15 protein-coding genes are annotated in these 22,825 nt (G+C 72.9%); 8 read left to right on the top strand and 7 right to left on the bottom strand.

From position 1 onward, the window contains the following. Window positions 1-65: 65 nt before the first annotated feature. A complete protein-coding gene (locus AB0O82_RS09540; RefSeq protein WP_363581913.1) occupies window positions 66-884 on the bottom strand; it encodes a sterol desaturase family protein in 819 nt (272 codons plus the stop codon). Between the two features lie 391 nt (window positions 885-1,275). Further along, complete coding sequence (locus AB0O82_RS09535) at window positions 1,276-2,724, bottom strand: helix-turn-helix transcriptional regulator (RefSeq protein WP_363581830.1); 1,449 nt, start codon at window positions 2,722-2,724, stop codon at window positions 1,276-1,278. A gap of 368 nt (window positions 2,725-3,092) precedes the next feature. On the opposite strand from AB0O82_RS09535, the gene AB0O82_RS09530 reads away from it, so the two are divergent. Beyond that, complete coding sequence (locus AB0O82_RS09530) at window positions 3,093-6,233, top strand: M28 family peptidase (RefSeq protein WP_363581911.1); 3,141 nt, start codon at window positions 3,093-3,095, stop codon at window positions 6,231-6,233. Between the two features lie 192 nt (window positions 6,234-6,425). Next, window positions 6,426-7,664, top strand: a complete 1,239-nt coding sequence (locus AB0O82_RS09525) for a cytochrome P450 (protein ID WP_363581828.1) — start codon at window positions 6,426-6,428, stop codon at window positions 7,662-7,664. Here the strand turns inward: AB0O82_RS09525 and AB0O82_RS09520 are convergent. Continuing rightward, on the bottom strand, window positions 7,613-8,125 hold the full coding sequence (locus AB0O82_RS09520; protein ID WP_363581826.1) for a MerR family transcriptional regulator: 513 nt from the start codon (window positions 8,123-8,125) through the stop codon (window positions 7,613-7,615). The two genes, AB0O82_RS09525 and AB0O82_RS09520, sit on opposite strands and share 52 nt — an antisense overlap. Before the next feature lie 100 nt (window positions 8,126-8,225). Between AB0O82_RS09520 and AB0O82_RS09515 the strand changes: the two genes are divergently transcribed. The 4 genes from AB0O82_RS09515 to AB0O82_RS09500 all read left to right on the top strand — a co-directional run bounded on the left by AB0O82_RS09515 (window position 8,226) and on the right by AB0O82_RS09500 (window position 11,603). Further along, window positions 8,226-9,419, top strand: coding sequence for an MFS transporter (locus tag AB0O82_RS09515; RefSeq protein WP_363581824.1), 1,194 nt, complete (start codon window positions 8,226-8,228; stop codon window positions 9,417-9,419). Window positions 9,420-9,490: 71 nt separating this feature from the next. Continuing rightward, entirely contained in the window at window positions 9,491-9,793 is a 303-nt protein-coding gene (locus AB0O82_RS09510; protein WP_363581822.1) for a muconolactone Delta-isomerase family protein, read from the top strand. Continuing rightward, window positions 9,790-10,149, top strand: coding sequence for a nuclear transport factor 2 family protein (locus AB0O82_RS09505; protein ID WP_363581820.1), 360 nt, complete (start codon window positions 9,790-9,792; stop codon window positions 10,147-10,149). Before AB0O82_RS09510 ends, AB0O82_RS09505 begins: the two co-directional genes overlap by 4 nt. Before the next feature lie 266 nt (window positions 10,150-10,415). Next, the gene (locus tag AB0O82_RS09500; RefSeq protein ID WP_363581818.1) at window positions 10,416-11,603 is read left to right on the top strand and encodes a DUF4157 domain-containing protein; all 1,188 of its coding nucleotides are present in this window, start codon (window positions 10,416-10,418) and stop codon (window positions 11,601-11,603) included. 59 nt (window positions 11,604-11,662) lie between these two features. Here AB0O82_RS09500 and AB0O82_RS09495 read toward each other — a convergent pair whose 3' ends face one another. From AB0O82_RS09495 to AB0O82_RS09480, 4 genes are all read right to left on the bottom strand, one after another. Then, window positions 11,663-12,358 carry a hypothetical protein gene (locus tag AB0O82_RS09495; RefSeq protein ID WP_363581816.1) on the bottom strand — a complete coding sequence of 232 codons (696 nt, stop codon included), beginning with the start codon at window positions 12,356-12,358 and terminating at the stop codon, window positions 11,663-11,665. Beyond that, window positions 12,355-16,575, bottom strand: a complete 4,221-nt coding sequence (locus AB0O82_RS09490) for an NEW3 domain-containing protein (protein WP_363581814.1) — start codon at window positions 16,573-16,575, stop codon at window positions 12,355-12,357. Before AB0O82_RS09490 ends, AB0O82_RS09495 begins: the two co-directional genes overlap by 4 nt. 82 nt (window positions 16,576-16,657) lie before the next feature. Continuing rightward, the gene (locus AB0O82_RS09485) at window positions 16,658-19,102 is read right to left on the bottom strand and encodes a discoidin domain-containing protein (protein WP_363581812.1); all 2,445 of its coding nucleotides are present in this window, start codon (window positions 19,100-19,102) and stop codon (window positions 16,658-16,660) included. A gap of 215 nt (window positions 19,103-19,317) precedes the next feature. Next, entirely contained in the window at window positions 19,318-20,394 is a 1,077-nt protein-coding gene (locus AB0O82_RS09480) for a LacI family DNA-binding transcriptional regulator (protein WP_363581810.1), read from the bottom strand. 170 nt (window positions 20,395-20,564) lie between these two features. On the opposite strand from AB0O82_RS09480, the gene AB0O82_RS09475 reads away from it, so the two are divergent. Both AB0O82_RS09475 and AB0O82_RS09470 read left to right on the top strand, forming a co-directional pair. Then, entirely contained in the window at window positions 20,565-21,854 is a 1,290-nt protein-coding gene (locus AB0O82_RS09475; protein ID WP_363581808.1) for a sugar ABC transporter substrate-binding protein, read from the top strand. Between the two features lie 97 nt (window positions 21,855-21,951). Next, on the top strand, window positions 21,952-22,824 hold the full coding sequence (locus AB0O82_RS09470; RefSeq protein WP_363581806.1) for a sugar ABC transporter permease: 873 nt from the start codon (window positions 21,952-21,954) through the stop codon (window positions 22,822-22,824). The last annotated feature ends 1 nt before the right edge of the window (window position 22,825 follow it).

Raw genomic sequence — 22,825 nt, 5'->3', positions numbered from 1 at the left:
CAATCCGAGGGTGATGGCGTGGCGGCGCGGACACGGGCGGAGGAAGAGCGGCCTCGCGGGCAGGGTCAGACGGACGGCTCGGTGGTCTTCACCTGGCGCCAGGGGTGCAGCAGGGTGGCACCCACTTCGCCGGTGGCCGGGAAGGCGGCCGGATCGGCGAGGCCGACGGCGGTGGGCACCCGGCCGGGGCGCCAGGTGAAGCTGCCGAACACGTGGTCCCACAGCGAGAGGTCGGAGGCGTAGTGCCCGGCCTCAGCGAGGTCGGTGCTGTGGTGCAGTCGGTGGAGCTCGGGACCGGCCAGCAGGTGGCCGAGGAACCCGAGGCGGACGTCGATGTTCGCGTGAACGAAATACCCCTGCGCAAGAATGAATATTCCGACCACGAACACGGATTCCGCCGAGAAGCCGATCAGCGACAGCAGGAGTTGCACCACGGACTGCGCGACGAACACGTCGAGAATATGGTTCACACCGTTGTTCGCGACATTCACCTTGTCCGGCACATGGTGGACGCCGTGCAGGCGCCAGAGCCACCGGTTGTGGTGGGACCAGCGGTGGACGAGGTAGTCGCCGAGCGATCCGATCAGCAGCGCGAGCGGGATCTCCAGGGCGAACGGGAGCACCGGATGGGCCGCCCCGAGCACCTGCACCAGCGCCGTCACCAGCCCCTGGGCGAGCGCACCACCGGCCATACTCAGCACGAAGTACACGGTGTACCAGCGCAGTTCACGCCCACTCGGATGCCAGTCGGTCCGGTACGGGATCACCCGCTCCAGTACGGCCAGGTACCCGAGGACGCCGACCAGCACGAGGGGGGAGACCCGGTCGGGCTCCCAGTGGAAGTGCAGTGTGGCGACGGCCGTGCACAGCACCCCCAGGAGCAGAAGCGGATGAGCGAGCCGGCGTGCAATGGCGGACAGCACGCGCCCCCTTGGTTATTCGCGAACTAATGACTGGAAACGTCAGAGACTCTAGCTGGAGAGGTCAGCTACGGCAGTCATTCGACGTGTTAACGCCATAAATAACCCGATCGGAGGAAGATCTGCGCACGAAGTTGACACCAGACCGGCGCGAAAGGGGCGCGTTTGTTCGCAGGCGCTGGAGAAACCGGAGCGCAGCGGGGTCGAGCCCACGCCGGGCGAGGTCGCACGCCCCCTGACACAGGGGGCGGTCCGGACCCGGATCCGGCCCCCGGTCCGGCGAGGGCGGCGCGGGTGGCACCGGGCAAGCGCGAGCCGGGCGCGAGGGCGCGGGCCGTGCGGGTGGCGCCGCCCGTCAGGACCCCGCCAGCTCCGCCAGCCGCCACGCCGCCTCCGGCCGGTACGCCGCGAGGCGGTCGCGCAGGCCGCGCAGCTCGTACCCGACCAGGGCCGGCAGGGCCGCCGCCGGGGCGGTCTCCAGGGCGGGCCCGAGCAGTTGGACGGCCGTCTGCGGGTCGTGCGCGCAGGCGTGGCAGTCCGCCACCCGGACGGTGAAGAGGAGACGGCTGGAGGGGAGCTGGGCCGGGCCGAGCAGGCCGAGCGCGGTCTCGGCCGCGGTCAGCGCCCGGCGGGCCAGCCGGGGGTCGCCGACGACCGCGGCGAGGTCGCGCAGCGCGGCGGCCGCGCCGGACTCCACCCGCAGCCGCATCGAGGCGATGGAGAGCCAGGGCGCGTCGTCCTCGTCCCGGGCGCCGATGTGGTCCAGGTGCAGCCGGGCGCGGCCGAGGTGGCGAATGGTGGCCCGGACGTCGCCGGTGAGGGCGTGCGCACGGGCCTGGCCGATCTGGCCCATCGCGCCGGCCCAGTGCCGGCCGGGGGCGGCGCGGCCGGTCTCCCGGGCGTAGCCGAGGGCGGCGGCCGGGTCGCCGTCCATCCGGGCGAGGGTGCTCATGTCGCTCAGCGCGGCGACCTGGGTGGCCTGGTCCCCGGCGAGCTCCGCCCAGGCGAGCGCGCGGTCGAAGCAGGCCATCGCGGTGGCGTTGCGGCCGTCCTGCATCCGCAGCGCGCCCGCGGCGTGCGCGTGCTCGGCGGCCAGTCGGGCGAGCGGGCGGCGCTGCGCGGCGGGGGCGGCGGCGAGCCGGGCGAGCACGGCCTGCAAGGTGCGTTCGACGGCGGCGGCCAGGCCGGGCAGGCCGCCGGCCTCGCCGGAGCGCAGGTGGGCGGCGAGCAGCCCGGTGAGGGCGTGTGCGGTGGCGGCGTCCAGGGGCGGCGCGCCGGCCGGGTTCGCGGCGCAGAACTCGGCGTGCAGCGCGGCGAGTTCGACCGGGTCGGGGACGTCGCAGCCGTCGGCGCCGTGCAGCGGGCAGAGCAGGCCGTAGTCGGGCAGCCGGGGCGGCGGCTGGGCGGGGGCGCTCCAGCGGGCCGGGCCGCCGGGCCCGTTCGCGGCCGCGGTGGGCAGCGGGGGCCGCAGCAGGGCGGGCGCGAGGGGCGCCAGGGAGGGCAGTTCGGCGGTCTCGGCCCGCTGGCAGGCGGCCCGCAACTCACCGCCCGCGCCGAGGAGTTCGTCGATCCTGTCAGCGATCCGAGGGGTGACCCGGCGGGCGCCGTGCTCGATCTTGCTCACCGCGGTGTGGTCGTAGCCGATTCCGGCGCCGAGTTGGGCCTGGGTGAGGCCGGCCCGGCGCCGCCAGTGGCGCAGCCGGGCGCCGAAGTCCCGCCAGGCGCCCAACTCCTGGGCGGGCGGGGCGGCGGGTGGGGACGGAGGTGCGGACGCCGGTTCCACGGCCACGCGGTTCCGGTGCACGGCTGCCTCCTCCGGTCGCTTCCCCCGGGCCCCTCGCCAACCTTCCGACCATCAGGACGGTACTCGATGACACCCGGTCCGTACATGAGGTGGTCTCAACCACTCGGGCAAAAGCCCAGCTTGACGGAATTTGCCAACCCTATGCATCGCGTGCACCAGCCATTGACCAGAGCATGACGCCGTGTGAGGGTTCCGGCACCCGAGCGCGGACGGCCCGCACGGCCGTCCCCCAGACACGGCCCTGCGGTGGGCCACCAGCCCTGCCGTCCGCGGTCGAGGACCCCCACATGCGAGGAGCCTCGATGCAACGCAGAGTTTCCACAGGACGGTTGCTGACCACGGCGACCACCCTGACCGTGCTGGCCGGCATGATCGCCGCCACGGCCGGGCCGGCCACCGCCGCGCCCACCCCCTCTCCCGCACCACCCAGCGCCCTCGCGGCAGCCGTCAACGCCGCCGACGCGGCCGCGGCCGCCGGCCTGGACGCACTGGCCAAGGGCCCCGGCGAGACCTACGAGCGCCGGGCCGTCACCCCCTGGCTCGGCGGCCTCTACTCCGTCGCGTACGACCGCAGCTACCGCGGCCTGCCGGTGGTCGGTGGCGACGCCGTGGTGCTCGCCGACGGCCAGGGCAAGGTCCGCGGCCTCCAGTCGGCCGCCACCGGGCCGGTCGGCGGCTCGATAACCCCGCAGGTCAGCGCGGCGAACGCGGAGAAGACCGCGCGCACCAAGCTGGCCGCGGTGGACTCGGTGGCCGAGCGCCGCCTGGTCGTCCGGGTCAAGGACGGTGCGAGCCGGCTCGCCTGGGAGACCGTCCTCAAGGGCCGTACCGAGAGCGCGCCGAGCACGTTGCACGTCTTCGTGGACGCCGCCAGCGGCGAGGTGATCGACAGCTACGACGATGTCCGCGCCGGCACCATCAACAGCAAGTGGAACGGCCCCGGCCCGCTGACCATCAGCACCACCAACTCCGGCGGCTCGTACTCACTGCGCGACCCGAACCGGCCCGGCCTGACCTGTTCCGACTACAGCAGCGGCCAGGTGTTCAGCAAGTCCTCCGACTCCTGGGGCACCGGCAACCCCTCCAGCAAGGAGACCGGTTGCGCCGACGCCATGTGGGCGGCCCAGAAGGAATGGGACATGCTCCGCGACTGGCTCGGTCGCAACGGCCACAACGGCAACGGCGGCAGCTGGCCGGTCAAGGTCGGCCTCAACGACGTCAACGCCTACTGGGACGGCAGCTCCGTCTCCATCGGCCACAACCAGAACAACGAGTGGATCGCCGCCCAGGACGTTGTCGGCCACGAGTTCGGCCACGGCATCGACCAGTACACCCCCGGCGGCGCCAACAACGAGAACGGCCTGGGCGAGGGCACCGGCGACATCTTCGGCGCGCTCACCAAGGAGTACGCCAACCAGCCCGCGCCCTACGACTACCCCGACTACCAGGTCGGCCGGCAGGTCAACCTGGTCGGCCAGGGGCCGATCCGCAACCTCTACCAGCCCTCACTGGTCAACAACGACCCGAACTGCTACTCCTCCTCCATCCCCAGCACCGAGGTGCACGCGGCGGCCGGCCCGCTGAACCACTGGTTCTACCTCCTGTCGATGGGCTCCAACCCGGGCGGCGGCAAGCCGTCCAGCCCCACCTGCAACAACTCCTCGGTCACCGGCATCGGCGTCAAGCAGGCCGGCCAGGTCTTCTACGGCGGCATGCTGCTCAAGACCAGCGGCATGACCTACAAGCGGTACCGCACCACCACCCTGACCGCCGCCAAGAACCTCGACCCGACCTGCAACTACTTCAACCGGACCAAGGCCGCCTGGGACGCGATCAGCGTGCCCGCGCAGAGCGGCGACCCGACCTGCACCCCGTCCGGCAACAACGACTTCTCGCTCGCGCTCGGCCCGGCCTCCGGCTCGGTCCAGCCCGGCGCCTCGACCACGGCTACGGTCTCCACCGCCGTCACCTCGGGCACCGCGCAGACCGTCAACCTGACCGCCTCGGGCGCCCCGACCGGGGTCACCGCGACGCTCAGCCCCTCCTCCGTGCAGACGGGTTCGTCCGCGACGCTGACCCTGTCGGCCTCCTCGGGCGCCCCGGCCGGGACGTACGTGATCACCGTCACCGGCACCGCCGGCGCGGCCACCCACACCGCCCAGTACACCCTGACCGTCGGCGGCGGGGGCACCCCCGGCGGGCCCGCGCCCGACATCGACGTCGCCAAGGTCCAGGCCCACCTGACCCAGCTGAACACCATCGCCAGCCAGAACGGCGGCAACCGCCGGGCCGGCAGCGCCGGGCACAGCCAGTCCGTGGCGTACATCAAGGGCAAGCTGCAGGCCGCCGGCTACACCGTGACCGAGCAGACCTGCACCTCCTGCACCTACCAGTCCAACAACCTGATCGCCGACTGGCCCGGCGGCCCCGCCGACCAGGTCACCATGTTCGGCGCCCACCTGGACAGCGTCTCGGCCGGCCCCGGCATCAACGACAACGGCTCCGGCTCGGCCACCCTGCTGGAGAACGCCCTCGTCCTCGCCCAGCAGAACCCCACCCTGACCCGGCACGTCCGGTTCGCCTGGTGGACCGGTGAGGAGCAGGGCCTCCAGGGCTCGCAGTCCTACGTCGGCCAGCTCAGCTCCACCCAGCGCTCCGCGATCAAGTCCTACTACAACTTCGACATGGTCGGATCGCCCAACGCCGGCTACTTCATCAACAACATCACCTCCGCCGCCGCCGCGCCGATGAAGGCCTACTGGGACTCCCTCAACCTCCAGCCGGAGGAGAACGTCGAGGGCCAGGGCCGCTCGGACGACTACTCCTTCCAGCAGGCCGGCATCCCCACCTCCGGCTACGCGGCCGGCGCCGACGCCGTCAAGACCTCCGGCCAGGCGACCAAGTGGGGCGGCAGCGCGGGCCGTTCGTACGACTCCTGCTACCACCAGTCCTGCGACACCACCAGCAACATCGACCCGACCGCGCTGAACCGCAGCGCCGACGGCGTGGCCTACACCATCTGGAAGACCTCCGTCGGCGGCACCACCCCCGCCAACGACTTCTCCCTCGCGGTGAACCCGGCCACCGCCACCGTCAACCCCGGCGACTCGGCCACCGCGACGGTCTCCACCGCCACCACCTCCGGCTCCGCCCAGACGGTCAACCTGACCGCCTCCGGCGCCCCGGCGGGCGTCACGGTCTCCTTCAGCCCGTCCTCGGTGCAGTCCGGCGCCTCGGCCTCGCTGACCATCGCGACCGCCGCGAACACGGCGGCCGGCACCTACAGCATCACGCTCACCGGCACCGGCTCCGCCACCCACAGCACCAGCTTCTCGCTGGTCGTGGGCAACGGCCCGACCAACCCCGGCGGCACCTGGACGCCCGGCACCACCTACCAGGCGGGCGACGTCGTGACCTACAACGGGGTCAGCTACCGCTGCCTCCAGGGTCACACCGCCCAGGTCGGCTGGGAGCCGCCGATCGTCCCCGCCCTGTGGCAGGCCGTGTGACCCGCAGGTCACCTGCCTGACACCCCGTAAGCCGCTGCGCCGCGGTCCGTCGAGGGGGACGGATCGCGGCGCAGCCGTGTGCCGGGCACACCCCCGGGTCACCCGGCGTAACCGGGCCGCCACTCGACTGACGTACAGTCGGCTGCGGGGCGGGCCGCCCGCCCACGACGGCCGACCCCGAGGAGACTCCTGGTGACCACCGACACCCGCCCCGTACCGGAGCTGGCCGCCGAGGCCGTCGAGCAGTGGCGCAGCGAGGAGGCCGACCTCGTCGACCTGCTCGCCCGGGCGCAGCGGGGCATCGGCGGCATCGCCGCCTTCCGGCTCGGCCCCACGCCCACCGTGCTGGTCACCGACCCGGCCGCCGTGCAGCACGTGCTCGGCCGCCACCCCGACCGCTACGTCAAGCGCTCGCACCGCGCGCGGATGCTGGTCGGCGACGGCGTGCTCTCCGCCACCGGGGACGCCTGGAAGCGCCAACGGCGGCTGCTGCAATCACAGTTCACCGGCACCGGGATGCGCCGCTACGAACAGCGGATCGCCGCCGCCGCCCACCGGACGGCCGACCGCTGGGAGGGGTACGCGCGCAGCGGCGAGACCTTCGACCTCGGCGAGGAGATGCGCGGATTCGCCCTCGACACCGTCTGGCGGGCCCTCACCGGGCTGCCGCTGGACGACCGCACCGACCATGAACTCCGTTCTGTGGAACGGGTGGTGGCGGCCATGCCGACCCTGCCCACGGACGCCGGGGACGCCCGGGACGCCGTCGCCGCCGACCTCGCCCGGATCGACGCCGTCGCGCTGGCCGCCATCGACGCGGCGCGCTCGGCGACCGACGCCGAGGAGCCCGGCGTGCTGCGGGTCCTGCTCGACGCCTCGGCCCAACACCCCGAGTACACCGACCGGTTGATCCGCGACGAACTCGTCACCCTGCTCGTCGCCGGGCACGAGACCACCGCCACCACCCTGACCTGGCTCTTCCTCCTCCTCGACCGCCACCCCGAGGCGCGCGGCGCGGACCCGCAGGCCCTGGTCAGCGAGGCCCTGCGGCTCTACCCCCCGGCCTGGCTGCTCCCCCGGCACGCCGTCGAGGACGACGTGATCGACGGCCACCGCATCGCCGCCGGCACCGACGTCCTGGTCTGCCCCTACCTCACCCACCGCGACCCGGCCCTGTGGCCCGACCCCGAACGCTTCGACCCCTCCCGCTTCACCGCCACCGGCGCCCGCCCCGCCCAGCTCGGCGCGTACCTCCCCTTCGGCCTCGGCGCCCGCGCCTGCCTCGGCACCCAGTTCGCCGTCCGCGAGACCACCGCGCTGCTCGAACTCCTGCTGCCCGCCCACACCGTGCGGTTCCGATCCGTCCCGACCGGCTCCGCCTACAGCATCACCGTCCGCCCCGACGGGCCGACGCCGGCGGTGCTGGGCTGACCGATCCCGGTCGCGGTCCCGGTCGCCGGCGGGAGGAAGGCGTCGGCCAGTTCCTCGCCGGCGAGGGCGGCGTCGACGCGGGCGTGGATGTGCGCGTGGGTGACCGGGCAGTCCAGCGGGCGGTCGCGGTGGCAGTCGAGCATGTGGGTCAGAACGGCCGCGGCGCGCTCCAGACGGCGGGCGCGGGCCGTCATCTCGTCCCGCTGCGCCGCCAGCAGCGCCTTCCGCTCCGCCGCCTGCTCGCTCGCCATCACGGCGGCCGTCCCGGCGAGCGGGATCATGCCGTCCACGTGCCAGAGCTGGACCAGGGCGAGGCGTTCCAGGGCCGCCCGGTCGTACTGGCGCACCCGGCCGCGGCGGGCGGCGGGGGTGATCAGGCCGCAGTCCTCGTAGTAGCGCAGGGCGGGGACGGAGAGGTCGAAGGCCTTCGCGACCTCGGTGATCGAGTAGAGCTGCTCCACGCGTCGTCTCCTTCACGGCCGGCGGGTTGCACTCAAGCGCACTTGAGCGTGAAAGCTCAGGCAAGCCTAACTTCCTGCCGCAGCGAAGGGTTCGCCGCTCATGCCGCTCAGCACCGCCTCCGCCCCCAGCCGGACCTCACCCGGCCGTGCCGCCCCCGCCTCCGGCGCGCTGCTCGTCGTCGGCTTCGTCCTCCTCAGCCTCAACACCCGGGTCGCGTTCGGACAGGTCGGACCGCTCGCGCCGGTCGCCGGCTGGGGCCAGGGCACCGTCACCGTGCTCGGGCTGCTGCCCCCGCTGTGCATGGGCCTGTTCGCGCCGCTCGGCGCCGTCGCCCGGCGGCGGATCGGCGAGGAGCGCGGGCTGTTCTGGGCGAGCGTGCTGCTCGTCGCCGGGGCGCTGCTGCGCACCGCGGGCCTGCCCGGGCTCTACGCGGGGACGGTGCTGGTGGGCATCGCGGTGGCGGTCGTCAACGTGCTGATCCCGGTATTCGTCCGGGCCCGCTTCGCGCCCCGGCGGATCGGCACCATGATGGGCGTCTACGCCCTCGCGATGGGCACCGGGTCGGCCGTGGTCGCCGCCCTGGTCGCGCCGGTCGCCGACGCGTGGTCCTGGCGGGCCGCGATCGGCCTCGCCGTCCTCCCGGCCGTCCTCGCGGCGGCGGGCATGGCGCCGCAGCTGCGGGTGGAACGGCGGATACCGGCCGCTGCCGCGCCGGTGCACCGCCGGCCCGTCGGCCGCACCGCGCTCGCCTGGAGCCTGACCGCCTTCTTCGGCATCCAGACCCTGGTCTTCTACGCCACCCTCGCCTGGCTGCCCTCGATCCTGGTCGACGCGGGCCTCAGCCGCACCGCCGCCGGCACCGACCTGGCCGTCCTCATCCTCGGCCTCGCCGTCGGCGGCTTCCTCGCGCCCGTCCTCGCCGCCGCCCGCGCCGACCAGCGGCCGCACCTGCTCGCCGTGGTGGCCGTCTGCGTCCTCGGCCTGCTCGGCGTCGTGCTCGCCCCCGCCACCGGCGCTCCGCTCTGGGCCGGCATCATCGGCATCGGCATGGGCGGCGGCCAGGCCCTGGCCGCCGTGCTCTTCGCCCGCCGGGGCACCGACCACGACCACGTCGCCGCGCTCTCCACCATGGCCCAGACCTGCGGCTACCTCCTCGCCGCCACCGGCCCCGCCCTCACCGCCGCCCTCCACACCGCCACCGGCTCCTGGACGGCCCCGCTGCTGACCCTGGTCGGCCTGCTCCTGGCCGGCTCCGTCCTCAGCCTGCGCGCCGGCCACGACGCCCGGCCGTGACCGGCGTGGCTCCGCACCGGCGACCGCGCCGCCCCTCGATACTCCGGTAAGCCCCGAACGAGAGGACACCGATGGAATTCCTGGTCGACATGGTGACCACCGTCCCGGACGGAACCACCGAGGACGCGGTCGCCGACATCCGGGCCCGCGAGGCCCAGCGGTCGCGCGAACTCGCCGCCCAGGGTGCCCTGTTGCGGCTCTGGCGCCCGCCGCTCGCCCCCGGCGAATGGCGCACCTGGGGCCTCTTCAGCGCCCCCGACGAGACGCGGCTGGAACAGGCGCTCGCCTCCATGCCCCTGCGGGTATGGCGCCAGGACACCGTCACCCCGCTCGCCCCGCACCCCAACGACCCCGGCACGGGAGGCGCCCGATGAGCGACGAAGCCGTGCTGCGCGGCGTCCTCAACCGCTGGAAGGCCGCCGTCGACGCCCACGAACCCGAGCAGGCAGCCGACTGCTTCAGCGAGGACGCGATCTTCCAGGGCCTCCACCCGTACACCGTCGGGCGGGCCGGCATCAGTGCCTACTACGCCTCCCAGCCCCCCGATATGACGGCCGACTACCGCATCCTGGAGTCCCGGCGGCTCACCCCGACCCTCCTCCTCGGCTACCACAGCGTCGACTTCGCCTTCCCCGACCGCCCCACCCTCACCGTCAACCTCGGCATCCTGCTGCGGCGCTCCGACGACGGCTGGTCCATCGCCCACTACCAGGTCTCGCTGCTGCCCTGAACTGCGCCGACACATCCCATCGCCGCGATCCGTCGCACATCACGTCGTGAACCCGGCCCGCCGAGCACCCAGCTCGGCGGGCTGACGGGGGAGATGGCCCCGGGGGACATCGGACGTTGCCCTGACGTACCTTCCGCTGGAGGTGCGGGGTCGAACAAACTGGGAGGGACTGTCGCCGATCCCTCGAAGGGGCCTTTCCTGTGCGTGCCCATGACTCCGGTAGTGCGTTTGCCGCCGACCGACGACCGGGCCGTAGCAGTCGGCCGATGACTCCTGTGCGGCGCCCGTCCGGTGCCGGGGTCGTGACGCCGGCGGCGCTCACCGCCATGCAGCGGGCCGTGGGTAACGCCACGGTGAGCCGGATGCTGGAGCAGCACGACGAAGTCGTGGCCGACGTGCAGCGCTCGGCCGTCAACGAGGTGCTGAGGAGCCCCGGCACGCCCATGGCGGACGGGATCCGGGCCGAGATGGAGACCCGGCTCGGCGCGGACTTCTCCGATGTCCGGCTGCACACGGGTGCGACCGCCCGGGAGTCGGCGGCGGGGATCGGCGCCCGCGCGTACACCTCGGGCAGCCACATCGTGCTCGGCGCCGGAGGGGGCGACAAGCACACGCTCGCGCACGAGTTGACCCACGTCATCCAGCAGCGCAGCGGCCCCGTCGCGGGCACCGACAACGGGAGCGGGCTGCGGGTCAGCGACCCCTCGGACCGCTTCGAGCGCGAGGCCGAGGCGAACGCCTCCCGGGTGCTGTCCCGGCCGCTCGCCCGGTGGTCCGAAGCGGAGCACGCGGCCCACGCGCACGGCACGCAGGCCGGCGAGCCCTCGGTGCAGCGGCGCCCCACGGCGAAGCCCGCCGAGGAGGAGGGCGACCACACCCACGTCGACGCCGACTATCCGGGCATGCGGCTCATCCTGGACCAGAAGCTGACCGACGAGCACTACGAGAAGATCTACCAGCTCGCGGGCTCCGAGGAACGCGTGATCTTCGACGAGGACGGCAGCTACGGGTACATCAAGGTCGACGACGGCCTGGAGACCTACTACAAGCTCGTCAACATGGAGGTCGGCCCCGAGCAGGCGCAGGCGGACCTGAGCGGCCACGTCAACCGGCAGCGGGACTCCAGCTACCACGTCCGGGCCGGTGCCGGGACCTTCGAGGGCGCACAGATCGACCAGTTGCAGGACTTCGCCGCGCAGGGCGTGCGTCCCGGCCAACTGGTCGAGGTGAGCGTCGCGTTGCTGCGGCAGGCCAGCGGTCGTGCGCAGACGGTGGCGGGCGGGCTCGACGAGAAGCGACTCAGCGCCGCCGTCACCGGCATGAAGAACAGCGCCGCACTCGAACCGATCAAGATCCGGGTCGACGGGGGCGGCATCAGCCTCCAGGACGGGAACCACCGCCTGGGCGCGGCCGTTCAGCTGGGCGCCGCGTACGCGCCCTGCAAGATCGTCTGACCGCCCGTTCCGCTGCCGACCTCGCTGGTGATCCCGGCGAGGTCGGCAGCGGTGGCGTCTCAGTGGCGGTGGTGGTTGTCGGGTTGGGCCGGGTCGCCGGGGTGTTCCAATCCCTCGACGAGGGTGAGGCGTCGGGCGCGCTCGTGGTCGAGCCAGCGGACGAAGGCGGCGCGGCGGGCGGCCTCGGTGAGGTCGGCGGTGGGGTCGTGCTCCTCTGTGACGGTGTGCACGGAGCGGAGCGCGGCCCTCCAGGGGCCGGCGGTGACCCAGGTGCCGGGCGGAGCCTCGCGGAGGGCTTCGGCGAGGGCGGTCGGGAGGGTGTCGGGGTCGGCGTCGAGTTCGCCGTCGGGCAGGGCGAGGTGCCAGACGGCCGACGGCGGACGGGTGGTCAGGGTGCGGTAGTGGGCGACGTCGGCGGCGGAGGGTTCGACGTCGGCGGTGACCGCCGCGTAGACGGCTCGGACGGCTGGGCTGCCCTCGTAGGCGGCGGCGGTGATGGAGCCGAGTTCGACGGCGGCCTGCTGGTCCAGGCGGGCCGGGCCGGTGGACCGTACGGGCAGGTCGCGCTCGGTGGCGACCGCCTCGCACAACGCCTCGGTCAGCAGCACCTGGGCGACCCAGCGGCTGAGCTGGCGGTCCTCCGAACTGCCGGGCTGGGGCAGGGCGGTGGAGCGCGGGCCGGTGCGGAGGGCGGCGAGGCGGTGGTCGAGGGCGGCGCGCGGGAGGGGCTTTCCGTCGAGCAGACCGAGGGTCATGCCTCCACCTCCAGGGCGACGGTCGGGGAGTACTGGCAGCGGCCGAACCACATGACCTTGGCCAGCGCCCAGTACGCGCCGGGGTCGGTGGATTCGGGGGCGGCGATCTCGAAGGCCACGGTCGAGGACGATCCGGCCGGGACGGTGAAGCCGCGGACCGGGTCGGCGATGGCGTCCCAGGTGCCCCAGGGGGAGACGAGTTGAAGTTCGCCGCGGATCTCGCCGCGGGTGCGGTTGGTGAGGGTGAGGCCGAGGGTGGTGCGGCCGCCCGCGGTGACGCGCAGGGTCTCCTCGGAGACGGCGACGTCCAGGCCGGTGTCGCGGCCGGTGGTGGCCTTGGTGCCCTGGGCGATCGTCCAGTCCTCGGGGGCGTCGCCGGGGACGGGCAGCAGGTTGGGGAGGTCGCCGACGGCGATGGTCACGACGTCCTCGATCTCCTGGCCGTCGTGCACGATCCGGACGGCGGCGAAGTGCAGGCCGGGCAGGACTTCGGCGGGCGGGGTGAGGGTGACCGGGAAGCGCAGGTGGCCGCCGGGCTCCAGCCGGTAGGGGCGGCTGCCGAGGCTGGTCTGCCAGCCCTCGGGCGGCAGGACGACGGCCGCGCCCTCGACCGCCGCGTCGCGCAGTTGTGAGGACAGGGCGACGGAGAGTTCGACCGCCTCGCCGTCCGTCCGCAGCAGGCCGGGCGAGGCGCCGACGGAGACCGGCAGGTAGCCGAGCGGCGCCGGACCCCGGTTGTGCAGCCAGTAGCGGGCGTGGACGGGTTGCGCGGGTTCGGCGACCGGGCCGAGGACCGGGCCGCCGGGCTCGGCGGCGACGCCCGGGGCGGCGAGCAGGGTGGCGATCTGCGAGCCGGCGAGGTCGACGCGTTCGACGGCCTCGCCGAGGGGGCGTTCCAGCAGGTCGGCGGGCCGCAGGTGGCTCAGCCCGAGTGCGCCGCCGAATTCCGCCGTGCGTCCGAGTCCGGTCGACTCGACCAGCCGGACGGCGAGTTCGCGCCCGACGGCCGCCGCCGAGCCGTGCGCGATGGGGTTGCCGGCGGGCTTGAGCGCGCCGAGCAGGACTTCGCGCTGCGGTTCGACCCGCAGCCAGGAGAGGGTGGCCGGCAGCGGCCCGTCCTGCGGCGGCGCGATCCGGGCGTGGAACGGGTGGTTGAACTCCTGGCCCTGGGCGGGCAGGGTCTGGCTCCGCCAGTCGCCCGGGCCGCCGACCAGTGCGTAACTGAACTCGTGCGTCCAGTGCTGGAGTTGGAAGGAGGCGCCGTCGGGCAGGGTGCGCCGGGGCGGGTCGATCCAGACGCCGGAGGGCCAGCCGGTGCAGGAGCGCATCAGGGAGAGGTGCAGGGCTCCAGTGGTGTCGACCGCGAAGCCGGGCAGGCCGAAGCTGAGCAACGCGACGGTGTGGTCGGCGAGTTGGTCCACGACGTCGGACGGGCAGACGGCTCCGATCCGGGCGTCGGCGAGGTCCGCGACGAGCGCGGCGGCGTCCGTGACGACCAGTGCGGGCAGCGCCCGCAGGTCCCGCAGGTCGGCGCCGGGCTGCCAGACCTCGGCGAGCGGGGTGAGTGCGGGCACCCAGACCGCGCCGTGCGTCTTGAGGACGCTCGCGTACTCCTCGCCGGCCCGCTCGATCAACTCCCGTGCGGCGTCGTTCTCTTCCGGCCCGCCGAGGACGATCCGGAAGTCGGGCAGGTTGGAGTCGACGTCCAGCCAGCCGTACCGGGCCCAGTCGGCGCCGGAGGTGGTGGCGGTGACGCCGACCCGGGCGAGGGCGACCACCAGCGGGCGGGCGTCGGCGGCGTCGTCCAGGCTCGGCACGACCACCTCGGCGACGCCCAACGCCCGCTCCCCCAGCGGCGATCCGGCCGGATCGGACAGCACGGCGCGCGCGGTGGCGCCGAGGCCGAACCAGGTGTTGGCCGGGTTGTCCAAGGTCCACGGCGCCTCGGCGGAGTCGACGTCGGGCAGGGCGAAGCCGCGCCCGACGACGGCGCCGGCGACCTCGCTGACCGGCAGCGCGCCGGGCAGGTCGACGGGGAAGCGCAGCCGCAGCAGCCGGTCGGCGCCGGAGTAGTCGACGACCCGGGTGCGGCAGTCGACCCGGTCGAGGCCGCGCCACAGGGTGACGGTCTGCTCGTAGCGGATCCCGTCGACGGTGCCGCCGATCACCAGCCGCTCGCCGAGCGGGCCGGTCTCGCGGCGCACGTCGGCCGGGGCCGTGCCGGAGCCGCGCACCGGTCCGCTGGGCACCAGGTGCCAGGGGCCCTCGCCGAAGTCGGGATGCTGCGGGTACTCCTCGTAGACCCGCAGTTCGTTGCCGATCCGGCCGCCCTGGATCAACTCCCGGTCGTGCAGGAGGTCGTGGACGGAGGACAGGCCGCCGCCACGGACGGGGTCGGCGCTCACCCGGTAGCGGTCGTTGGTGATCACCACCCCCTCGGCCGCCGTCCAGGGCTCCGCCGCCGGGCCCTCCACCAGCCGCCAGGTGCGCCAGCCGAGCGCGGGGACGTCGGCGGCGAGGAAGCGCAGGGCCCCCCGGTCGACGGTGCTCGGCACGGGCTCGCCCCGGTCGTCGAGCACCCGTACCGCCCCGGTCTGCGGGGGAAGTTGGACGACGACCAGGTCGGTCCGGTCGAAGGAGAGCGTGTTGGTGACGACCACGGCCGAACCGGCGGCCACCGCCGACCCGCCGGCCCCCTCCGGACCGACGCCGGCGGTGGAGATCCGCGCGGTCAGCGCGTCCAGCGCCTGGTCCCGGACGGCGGCCGCGAGGTCGTGCGCCTCTCGCCAGCCGCCGAGCAGGTCGAGGTAGACCTGGTCGGACTCGGAGCCGGTGATGGCGTCGTGGTGGGCGCCGTAGGCGAGTTGGCGCCAGACCTTGTCGAGAGCGGCGGTGGGGTACTGCCCCAGGCCGTGGACGGCGGCGAGGGTGGCGAGCTTCTCGGCGTCGGCGGCCGCGACCTCGCCGGCCCGCTGGGCCTGCTTGGTGTCGATGTACGAGACGTCCTTGCCGGTGTAGACCGGGTTCATGTCGCGGGTCTGCGGGCTGGGCCGGCGGCCGGTGGCGGCGAGTTCGGCCCGGACGGCGTCGAGGAAGTCGCGCGGGGTGGCGCAGACGAAGCGCGGCCAGAGGTACTTGGCGGCCCAGGAGCGGTGGATCTCGGTGACCCACTTGTTGGGCGGGGTGTAGTCGGTGCCGACGGGCAGCAGCAGGTTCCTGGTCGCGCCGACGGGCTTGAGCTTGCGGTACAGCTCGTAGACGGCCTGTTCGGCGGTGGCGAGGTCCGGGGAGGAGTCCATCCACCAGCCGGCCGAGTAGTGGTGCGGCATGTAGTGGGTGAGCACGCCCTCGCCGGAGGGGGCGATCCACTCGAACTCGCTCGGGAACTGCATCACCCGGGCGTCGTCCTTGGCCTCGCGGAAGTTCTTCTGGATCGGGCCCCACTGGTGGAAGGGGCCGCGGGCCCAGGCGCTGCCGGTGAGGCCGGCCGCGGCGAGGTGGCCGGGGAACTGCGGGTCGTGCCCGAACACGTCGAGCTGCCAGGCGGTTTGCGGGTCGCCGCCGAGGATGTCGCGCTGGTAGCCGATGCCGTAGACGAGGTTGCGGATGGTGGTCTCGGCGCCGGTCAGGTTGGTGTTGGGCTCGTTGTAGGTGCCGCCGACGAGTTCGACCTGGCCGCGCTCGAGCAGCGTGCGCAGGGTCTCGCGGCGCTCGGGGTGCTGGTCGAAGTACGGCTTGAGGTAGTCGACTTCGGCGAGGACGAACTTGTACACCGGGTCCCGCAGCGCGAGGTCCATGTGCGCGTCGACGAGCGCGAAGCCGTTGCGCTCCCAGAGCGGCCGGGTGGTGGCGTCGGCGGAGAGCAGTTCCCAGGGGGAGGTGTAGGCGGCCTGGGTGTTCCACCAGACCGGGTCGTAGTGGAAGTGGGAGACCAGGAACATCGTCCAGCCGGGTTCGGCGACCTCCACCAGGGCGTCCACGGAGGCGCCCTCCGCCTCGACGGTGACGGGGAGTTCGGTGCCCGGCTCGGGGGCGCCGGTGAGCTCCAACGGGACTTCGACCAGCCCCGTGCCGGTCGCCTCGCCGCGCACGCCCGGGCCGCTGACGGTGATCCGGGCGGCCGGGCCGTCGAGGGTGACCCGCAGCAGTTGGCGCGGGGCCTCCTCGGGACCGGTGAAGAGGTCGGTGTTCTCGACGGCGGTGATGGTGACCGGCACGGGGAGGGTCCTTTCGGTGCAGGTGCGGGGGCCGGGCGCGGGGTTGGGTGCCGCGCCCGGCGGGAGTTGCTGACGTGCCCGGTTACTGGCCCCAGGCCTCGAACTCGTAGATGCGGGCGGCCGGGTCGGTGTTCTGGGTGGGCTTGGTGACGACCAGCCGGACGTAGCGGGCGGTGGTGGTCACCGGGTGGGTGGTGGTGCCCGCGGTGTTGCCGGTGACGTCGGCGACCGTCGTCCAGGGGTCGGTGGTGTTCGAGCGGACCTGGATCGAGAAGTCGCGGGTGTTGAAGGCCGCGCTCTCACCGCCGGCGCCCGCGTGCTTGACCACGAACTTCGACAGCTGCTTGGCCGAGCCGAGGTCCACCTCGAGCCACTTGGAGCTGTTCAGGCTGCACCACTTGTCGCCGGTGCCGCCGTTGACGCTGCCGTTGACGGCCTTGGCCGGGCCTTCGCCGGCGTTGCACTGGCCGGAGGCGGTGGCCGGGCGGTTCAGCGCCAGGTTGCCGCCGGTCGCGGGCGGCGTGCCCGTCCAGCCGACGGTGGTGGAGGCGGCGGTGGAGCGGCCGTAGGTGGTGGAGACGGCCTCGACGTCGAGGGTGGTGGCGTCCTCGGTCCCGGCCCGGTCGAGCCGCCCGACGTAGTACGCGTCGTTGGGGGTCGCGCCGAGGAAGGTCCGGCTGCCGTCGGCGTTGCGCCGGTACACCTCGTAGTGGTGGACGTCGCCGCCGGGCGCGGCCGTCCAGGAGAGCCGCAGCGACTGGCTGGAGCCCGCCGTCACGTCGCTCGCGCCGAGGACGGTGAGGCCGCTGGGCGCCGCCGGGGCGCCCACGTCGCCGTCGTGGACGGAGATCTGGCCGATCCGCACGTCGTAGGCGGGGTCGGAGCCGTCGGCCCGGAGGGCGAGCTGGGCGATGGTACGGCCCGCGTACGGGGCGAGGTCGAGGGTGTGCCGCTCCCAGCCGGTACCGGAGTTGGCGCCGACGTCGATCGTGGTGAAGCTGTTCGGCGCGTCGGTGAAGGAGACCGCGGCCTTGAGCTTGGTGGGCCCGGCGGCCGGGGTCCTGACCACCAGGTCCAGCTTGGTGTTCGCGGCGACGGGCAGTTTGGTCTCGTACAGCCGCACGGTGTTGGCGGCGTCCAGGGTGCCGGTGAGGCGCAGCGAGGAGCCGCCCTGGTAGGCGTCGGTGAAGTCGACGGACGGGGTGAGCTTGCTGCCGCTGGAGTCGACCATCCACCGGTAGGTCGGCGGGACGTCCTGGAGGGACAGGTTGTTCCAGCCGCCGGTGGCGACCCGGGTGCCGGCGGAGTTGTAGAAGTCCCCCTGCCCGGTGTTGAAGTTGGTGACGAAGGGCTTGGCGGTGATCGGCGAGGACTCGGCGACGTAGCCGGCCAGGCCGGGCCAGTTGTCGGAGGGGTTGGCCTTGGACGGGTCGTTGTCGGCGCCGACCCAGTAGCGGGCGTCCTTGGCGTAGAAGTCGGCCCGGTCGGTGGCGGACTTCCAGGTCCATTCGGGCCGGTAGAGGCCGAGCGAGGTGGTGTGCGGCTGGCCGGTCGGGAAGAGGGACTTCCAGTCGACGCCGGTGTTGTAGCCGTTGGCCTCGGTGTCGATGCCGGAGTAGAGGTCGTACTCGCTGCGGCCGAGTTGCCGGGCCAGCGCGCGGGAGGAGTTCAGGCCGCCGGAGCTCCAGTTGAAGTTCAGGAACATCGAGTCCGAGGTGCGCTTCGAACCGTCCTGGAGGAACGGGGAGTTGGCGGAGGTGAGGGCGTTCTGCCAGTTGACCGAGCCGGAGGTGGTCATGGCGTCGTACCACATGAACTCGGTGCCGCTCTTGGCCTTGCTGTACTGCATGAGGTTGCGCACTTCGGTGGCGAGGGCCGAATCGCCGCCGCCGGTCTCCTGGTTGATGAACCAGCCGTCGAAGGCGTAGTACTGGGCGGCCTGGGCGAGTTTGTCGGCGACGGGGTAGCTGTTGCCGGACTTCTGGACGAAGTCGCGGAGCCACTGGAGCTGGCCGCCGTAGGCGGCGGGCGGGAAGAAGACGGTGCCGTAGACCTTGACGCCGTTGCGGTGGGCGGCGTCGATGACGGTCGGGTTGGGGGCGAGGATCAGGCCCTCGCCGGCCGAGCCGCCCCAGAAGACCAGCTTGTCGACGTACTGCCAGTAGCCGAAGGCGTAGTAGTTGGGGTCGGCGGAGCCCTGGGAGGGGTTGTTGGAGGTGGGCCCGAAGGAGACCAGGGAGGCGATCTTCCCTTCGCCGGTGCGGGCGTTGGGGTTGGCCTTGAGGGCGGGGTCGCTGGTGCGCGGCTGGAGCGGGACGCGGGAGCGGTTGAAGCGGGCGTCCGGGTCGGTGGCCGGGTCCCAGTTGAGGATGGTGGAGGGGTACCAGTACGAGGCGTAGGGCTGGGTGCCGGGGGTGCCGGCGGCCGGGGTGGTGGGCGCCTGCGGCCCGGCCTGGGCGGCGGGGGCGGCACCCAGCACGGCGGCCGCGAGGGCGGCACTGAGCAGCAGGGGTATCCGTCGTGACATGCGGTGGCTCCGATCGAGCGGAGGTGGGTGGGGGCGGGCCGTCGGCGTGGACGGGCCGGGTGCATGTGGGCGTGGCGGTGCGCGAGGAGGCGGGGTGACCGTGTCGCGGCTGCGGCCGGCCGCAGCCGCGACGCGGCGGGCCCGCCGGGGGTGCGGGCCTGCGGAGGGTGCGGGCCTGGGTGCGCGCCGGGCGGAGGCCGCTCGGCGCAGCGAACCTAAACCGGTTCAGGAGCGCTGTCAACGACTCGCGCAGCAACCACCCCGTCGGGTGGCTCGGCCCCCGGCGGCGAGGTGGACTCGCGCACGGTCAGCCGCGGTGTGGGCATCTGCAGGTCGCGCCCCGGGCCGGCCTCGTCGAGGGCCGCCAGCAGGCTGCGGGCGACCTGCTCGCCGAGCGCGAAGGTGTCCCGGCTCAGCGCGGTCAGCGGCGGGTGGACGATCCGGGCCAGCACCGAGTCGTCGAAGGAGACGATGGACAGTTCGGCGGGCACCGCGACGCCCATCTCCCCGGCCACGCCGAGCCCGGCGACGGCCATCACGTCGCTGTCGTAGACGATCGCGGTGGGCCGCCGGGGCCGGGAGAGCAGGGTGCGGGTGGCGGCGGCGCCCTCGGCGTCGCTGAAGTCGGTGGGCACCGACACGGCCTCCTCCAGTCCGAGCCGGCGGGAGGCGTCGCGCAGCGCGCGGATCCGCCGCTGGGTGTGCTGGAAGTGCGGCAGCCCGGCCAGGTGGGCGATCCGGTGGTGCCCGATGGCGGCCAGGTAGTCGACGATGGAGAGCATCGCCTCCCGGTCGTCGGCCCAGATCCGCAGCGGGCCGCCACCCTTGCCGGGCCCGCCCAGGATGACGGCGGGCAGGCCGAGTTCGTCCAGCACCGGCAGCCGCGGGTCGCGGACCTGGAGGTCGACGACGATGAAGCCGTCGACCCGGTGCTCGGAGGCCCAGCGCCGGTAGACCTCGATCTCGGCGGCGGTGTCCTCGACCACCATCAGGTGCAGTGCGACGGAGCTGGCCGAGAGCACCGCCTGGAGGCCGGACAGCAGTTGGCTGAAGAACGGCTCGACGCCGATGGTGCGGGCCGGGCGGGCGATCACCAGCCCGACGGCGTCGGCCCTGGCTCCGCCGAGGGCCCGCGCGGCGCTGTGCGGGCGCCAGTTCATCTCCTCGGCGACCCGCAGGATCCGGGCCCTGGTCGCCTCGCTCACGCCGGGGCGGCCGTTGAGCGCGAAGGACACCGCGCCCTTGGAGACACCGGCCTGGCGCGCGATGTCGGCGATCGTCGGTCTGGCCACAGAACCCGACTCCTCTCTTGACATCCAAGTTTAGGCGGGAGCATAGTCCCTGGCATAGCTAGACCGGTTTAGTAAGACAGGTTCTGGAACTCGGCACCACCCCCGTGACCCAAAACCACCCCCCGAGCTCGGCACGATCCCCCACCCACCCCCAGGACCGGGAGACCCTCATGCGAAGAATCTGGGCGGCACTGACCACGACGGCGTTCACCGCGGCCGCACTCACCGGCTGCGGACTCGGCTCCAGCGAAAGCAAGAACAGCGACAGCGTGGCGAGTGCGGCCGCCACCGGCGAGGTCAAGGGCAAGGTCTCGATCCAGACCTGGGCGCTCAAGCCGAAGTTCACCGACTACATGCAGGGCGTCCTCGACGGCTTCAAGAAGAAGTACCCCGGCGTCGAGGTCGAGTGGCTCGACCAGCCCGGCGAGGGCTACTCCGACAAGGTGCTCAGCCAGGCCGCGTCCGGCGGCCTGCCCGACGTGGTCAACCTCCCGCCGGACTTCGCCTTCCCGCTGGCCAAGAAGGACCTCCTGCTGGACGTCCTCAAGGCCGACCCCAAGCTCGCCGACGAGTACGTCGCGGGCGGCGTCGAGGCCTACCGCTACACCGGCCTGAACGGCACCTTCGGCTACCCGTGGTACCTCAACACCGATGTGAACTACTGGAATTCGGAACTCCTGACGAAGAACGGACTGGACCCGAAGAAGCTCCCCGCCAGCCTGGACGACCTGATCGCCCAGTCCCGGGCGATGAAGGAGAAGTCCGGCGGCCAGACCTACCTGATGAGCCGCAAGCCGGGCCTCGGCGACCTCTACAACGCCGGCGTGAAGCTCATGTCCGACGACGGCAAGTCCTTCACCTTCAACACCCCCGAGGCCGCCGCGCTGCTCGACAAGTACCGCGACGCCTTCAAGGAGGGCCTGCTGCCCAAGGACGTGCTGACCAACACCTACGTCGGCAACTCCAAGCTCTTCAACGCGGGCACGGCCGCCTGGACCACCGGCGGCGGCAACTTCATCACCAGCCTCGCCACCGACAACCCGACGATCGCCCCGAAGATGGTCTCCTCCCCCACCATGGGCGTCCCGCCGCTGTACGTGCAGGGCCTGACCATCCCGAAGAACACCAAGAACCCGGCCGCCGCCGTCGCCCTCGCCCGCTGGGTCACCAGCGCCGAGAACCAGGCCGCGTTCTCCCACCTGACCAGCGTCTTCCCGTCCACCAAGGCCTCCGCGAACGACCCGTTCTTCAGCAAGAGCGACGGCACCAACGCCGGCGACGCCAAGGTGGTCGCCTTCGACTCGCTCGCCAAGGCCAAGCTGATCCAGCCCGTCCAGGTCGACGACGCCATGAGCACCATCGTCAACCAGCAGATCGCGCTGGCCATCAGCGGCGACGCGAGCTCCAAGCAGGCGCTGGACTCCGCCGTCGAACAGTGCAACAAGCTGCTCAAGGGCTGACGGCCAGGCGCCACCCCGACCGTACCGGTCAAGCGGCGGGCCACCCCCGCCCGCCGCACCCGGGAATGACCCGCACCACCCCCAGGAAGGCAACGGCATGACCCACCGGCGTTGGTTCACCCCCTGGCTGCTCGCCGGGCCCGCGATACTCTGGCTGGCCGTCTTCAACCTCTGGCCGGCCGTCAACACGGTGATCCTGTCCTTCACCAACGCCAAGCCCCTGGGCGGCGGGCAGTTCACCGGCCTGGAGAACTACGGGCGCCTGCTCGACGACGAACAACTCGCAGACGCCCTGCTCAACAGCATCGTCTTCATGCTGGTCTGCCTGCCCCTGCTGACCATCCTGCCGCTGCTGCTCGCCCTGCTCGTCCAGCGCAAGATCCCCGGCATCACCTTCTTCCGCACCGCCTTCTACACCCCGGTCATCGCCTCCGCCGTCGTGGTCGCGCTGATCTGGGGCTGGGTGCTGGACGACCGCGGCCTGGTCAACGGCCTGCTCCAGCAGTCCGGTCTGACCGACTCCCCGGTCGCCTTCCTCACCGACCGCTGGCTGCTGCTGTTCAGCGCGATCGCCCTGACCGTCTGGAAGGGCTTCGGCTACTACATGGTCATCTACCTGTCCGCCCTCGCCAACGTCCCGCGCGAACTGCACGAGGCGGCGGCCGTCGACGGCGCCAGCCCGATCCGCCGGTTCTGGCACGTCACCCTGCCCGGGGTGCGGCCGACCATGATGCTCGTCTCCGTCCTCATCTCGGTCAGCGCGCTGCGCGTCTTCTCCGAGCTGTACGTGCTCTCCCACGGCCAGGGCGGCCCGGGCGGGCGGGACATGTCGGTGGTGATGCTGATCCAGATGTACAGCCGCGGCTTCAACGGCCACCTCGGCTACGCCTCCGCGCTCAGCCTGATGCTGTTCGTCATCACCCTCGGCCCGATGCTGCTGCTGATGCGCCTGAACCGGAAGGCGGCCTGAA

This window comes from Kitasatospora sp. NPDC088264, from assembly GCF_040685715.1.
Taxonomy (GTDB): Bacteria; Actinomycetota; Actinomycetes; order Streptomycetales; family Streptomycetaceae; genus Kitasatospora.
Note: the sequence above shows the minus strand (reverse complement) of the source record. Positions and strands in the feature narration are given on the sequence as shown.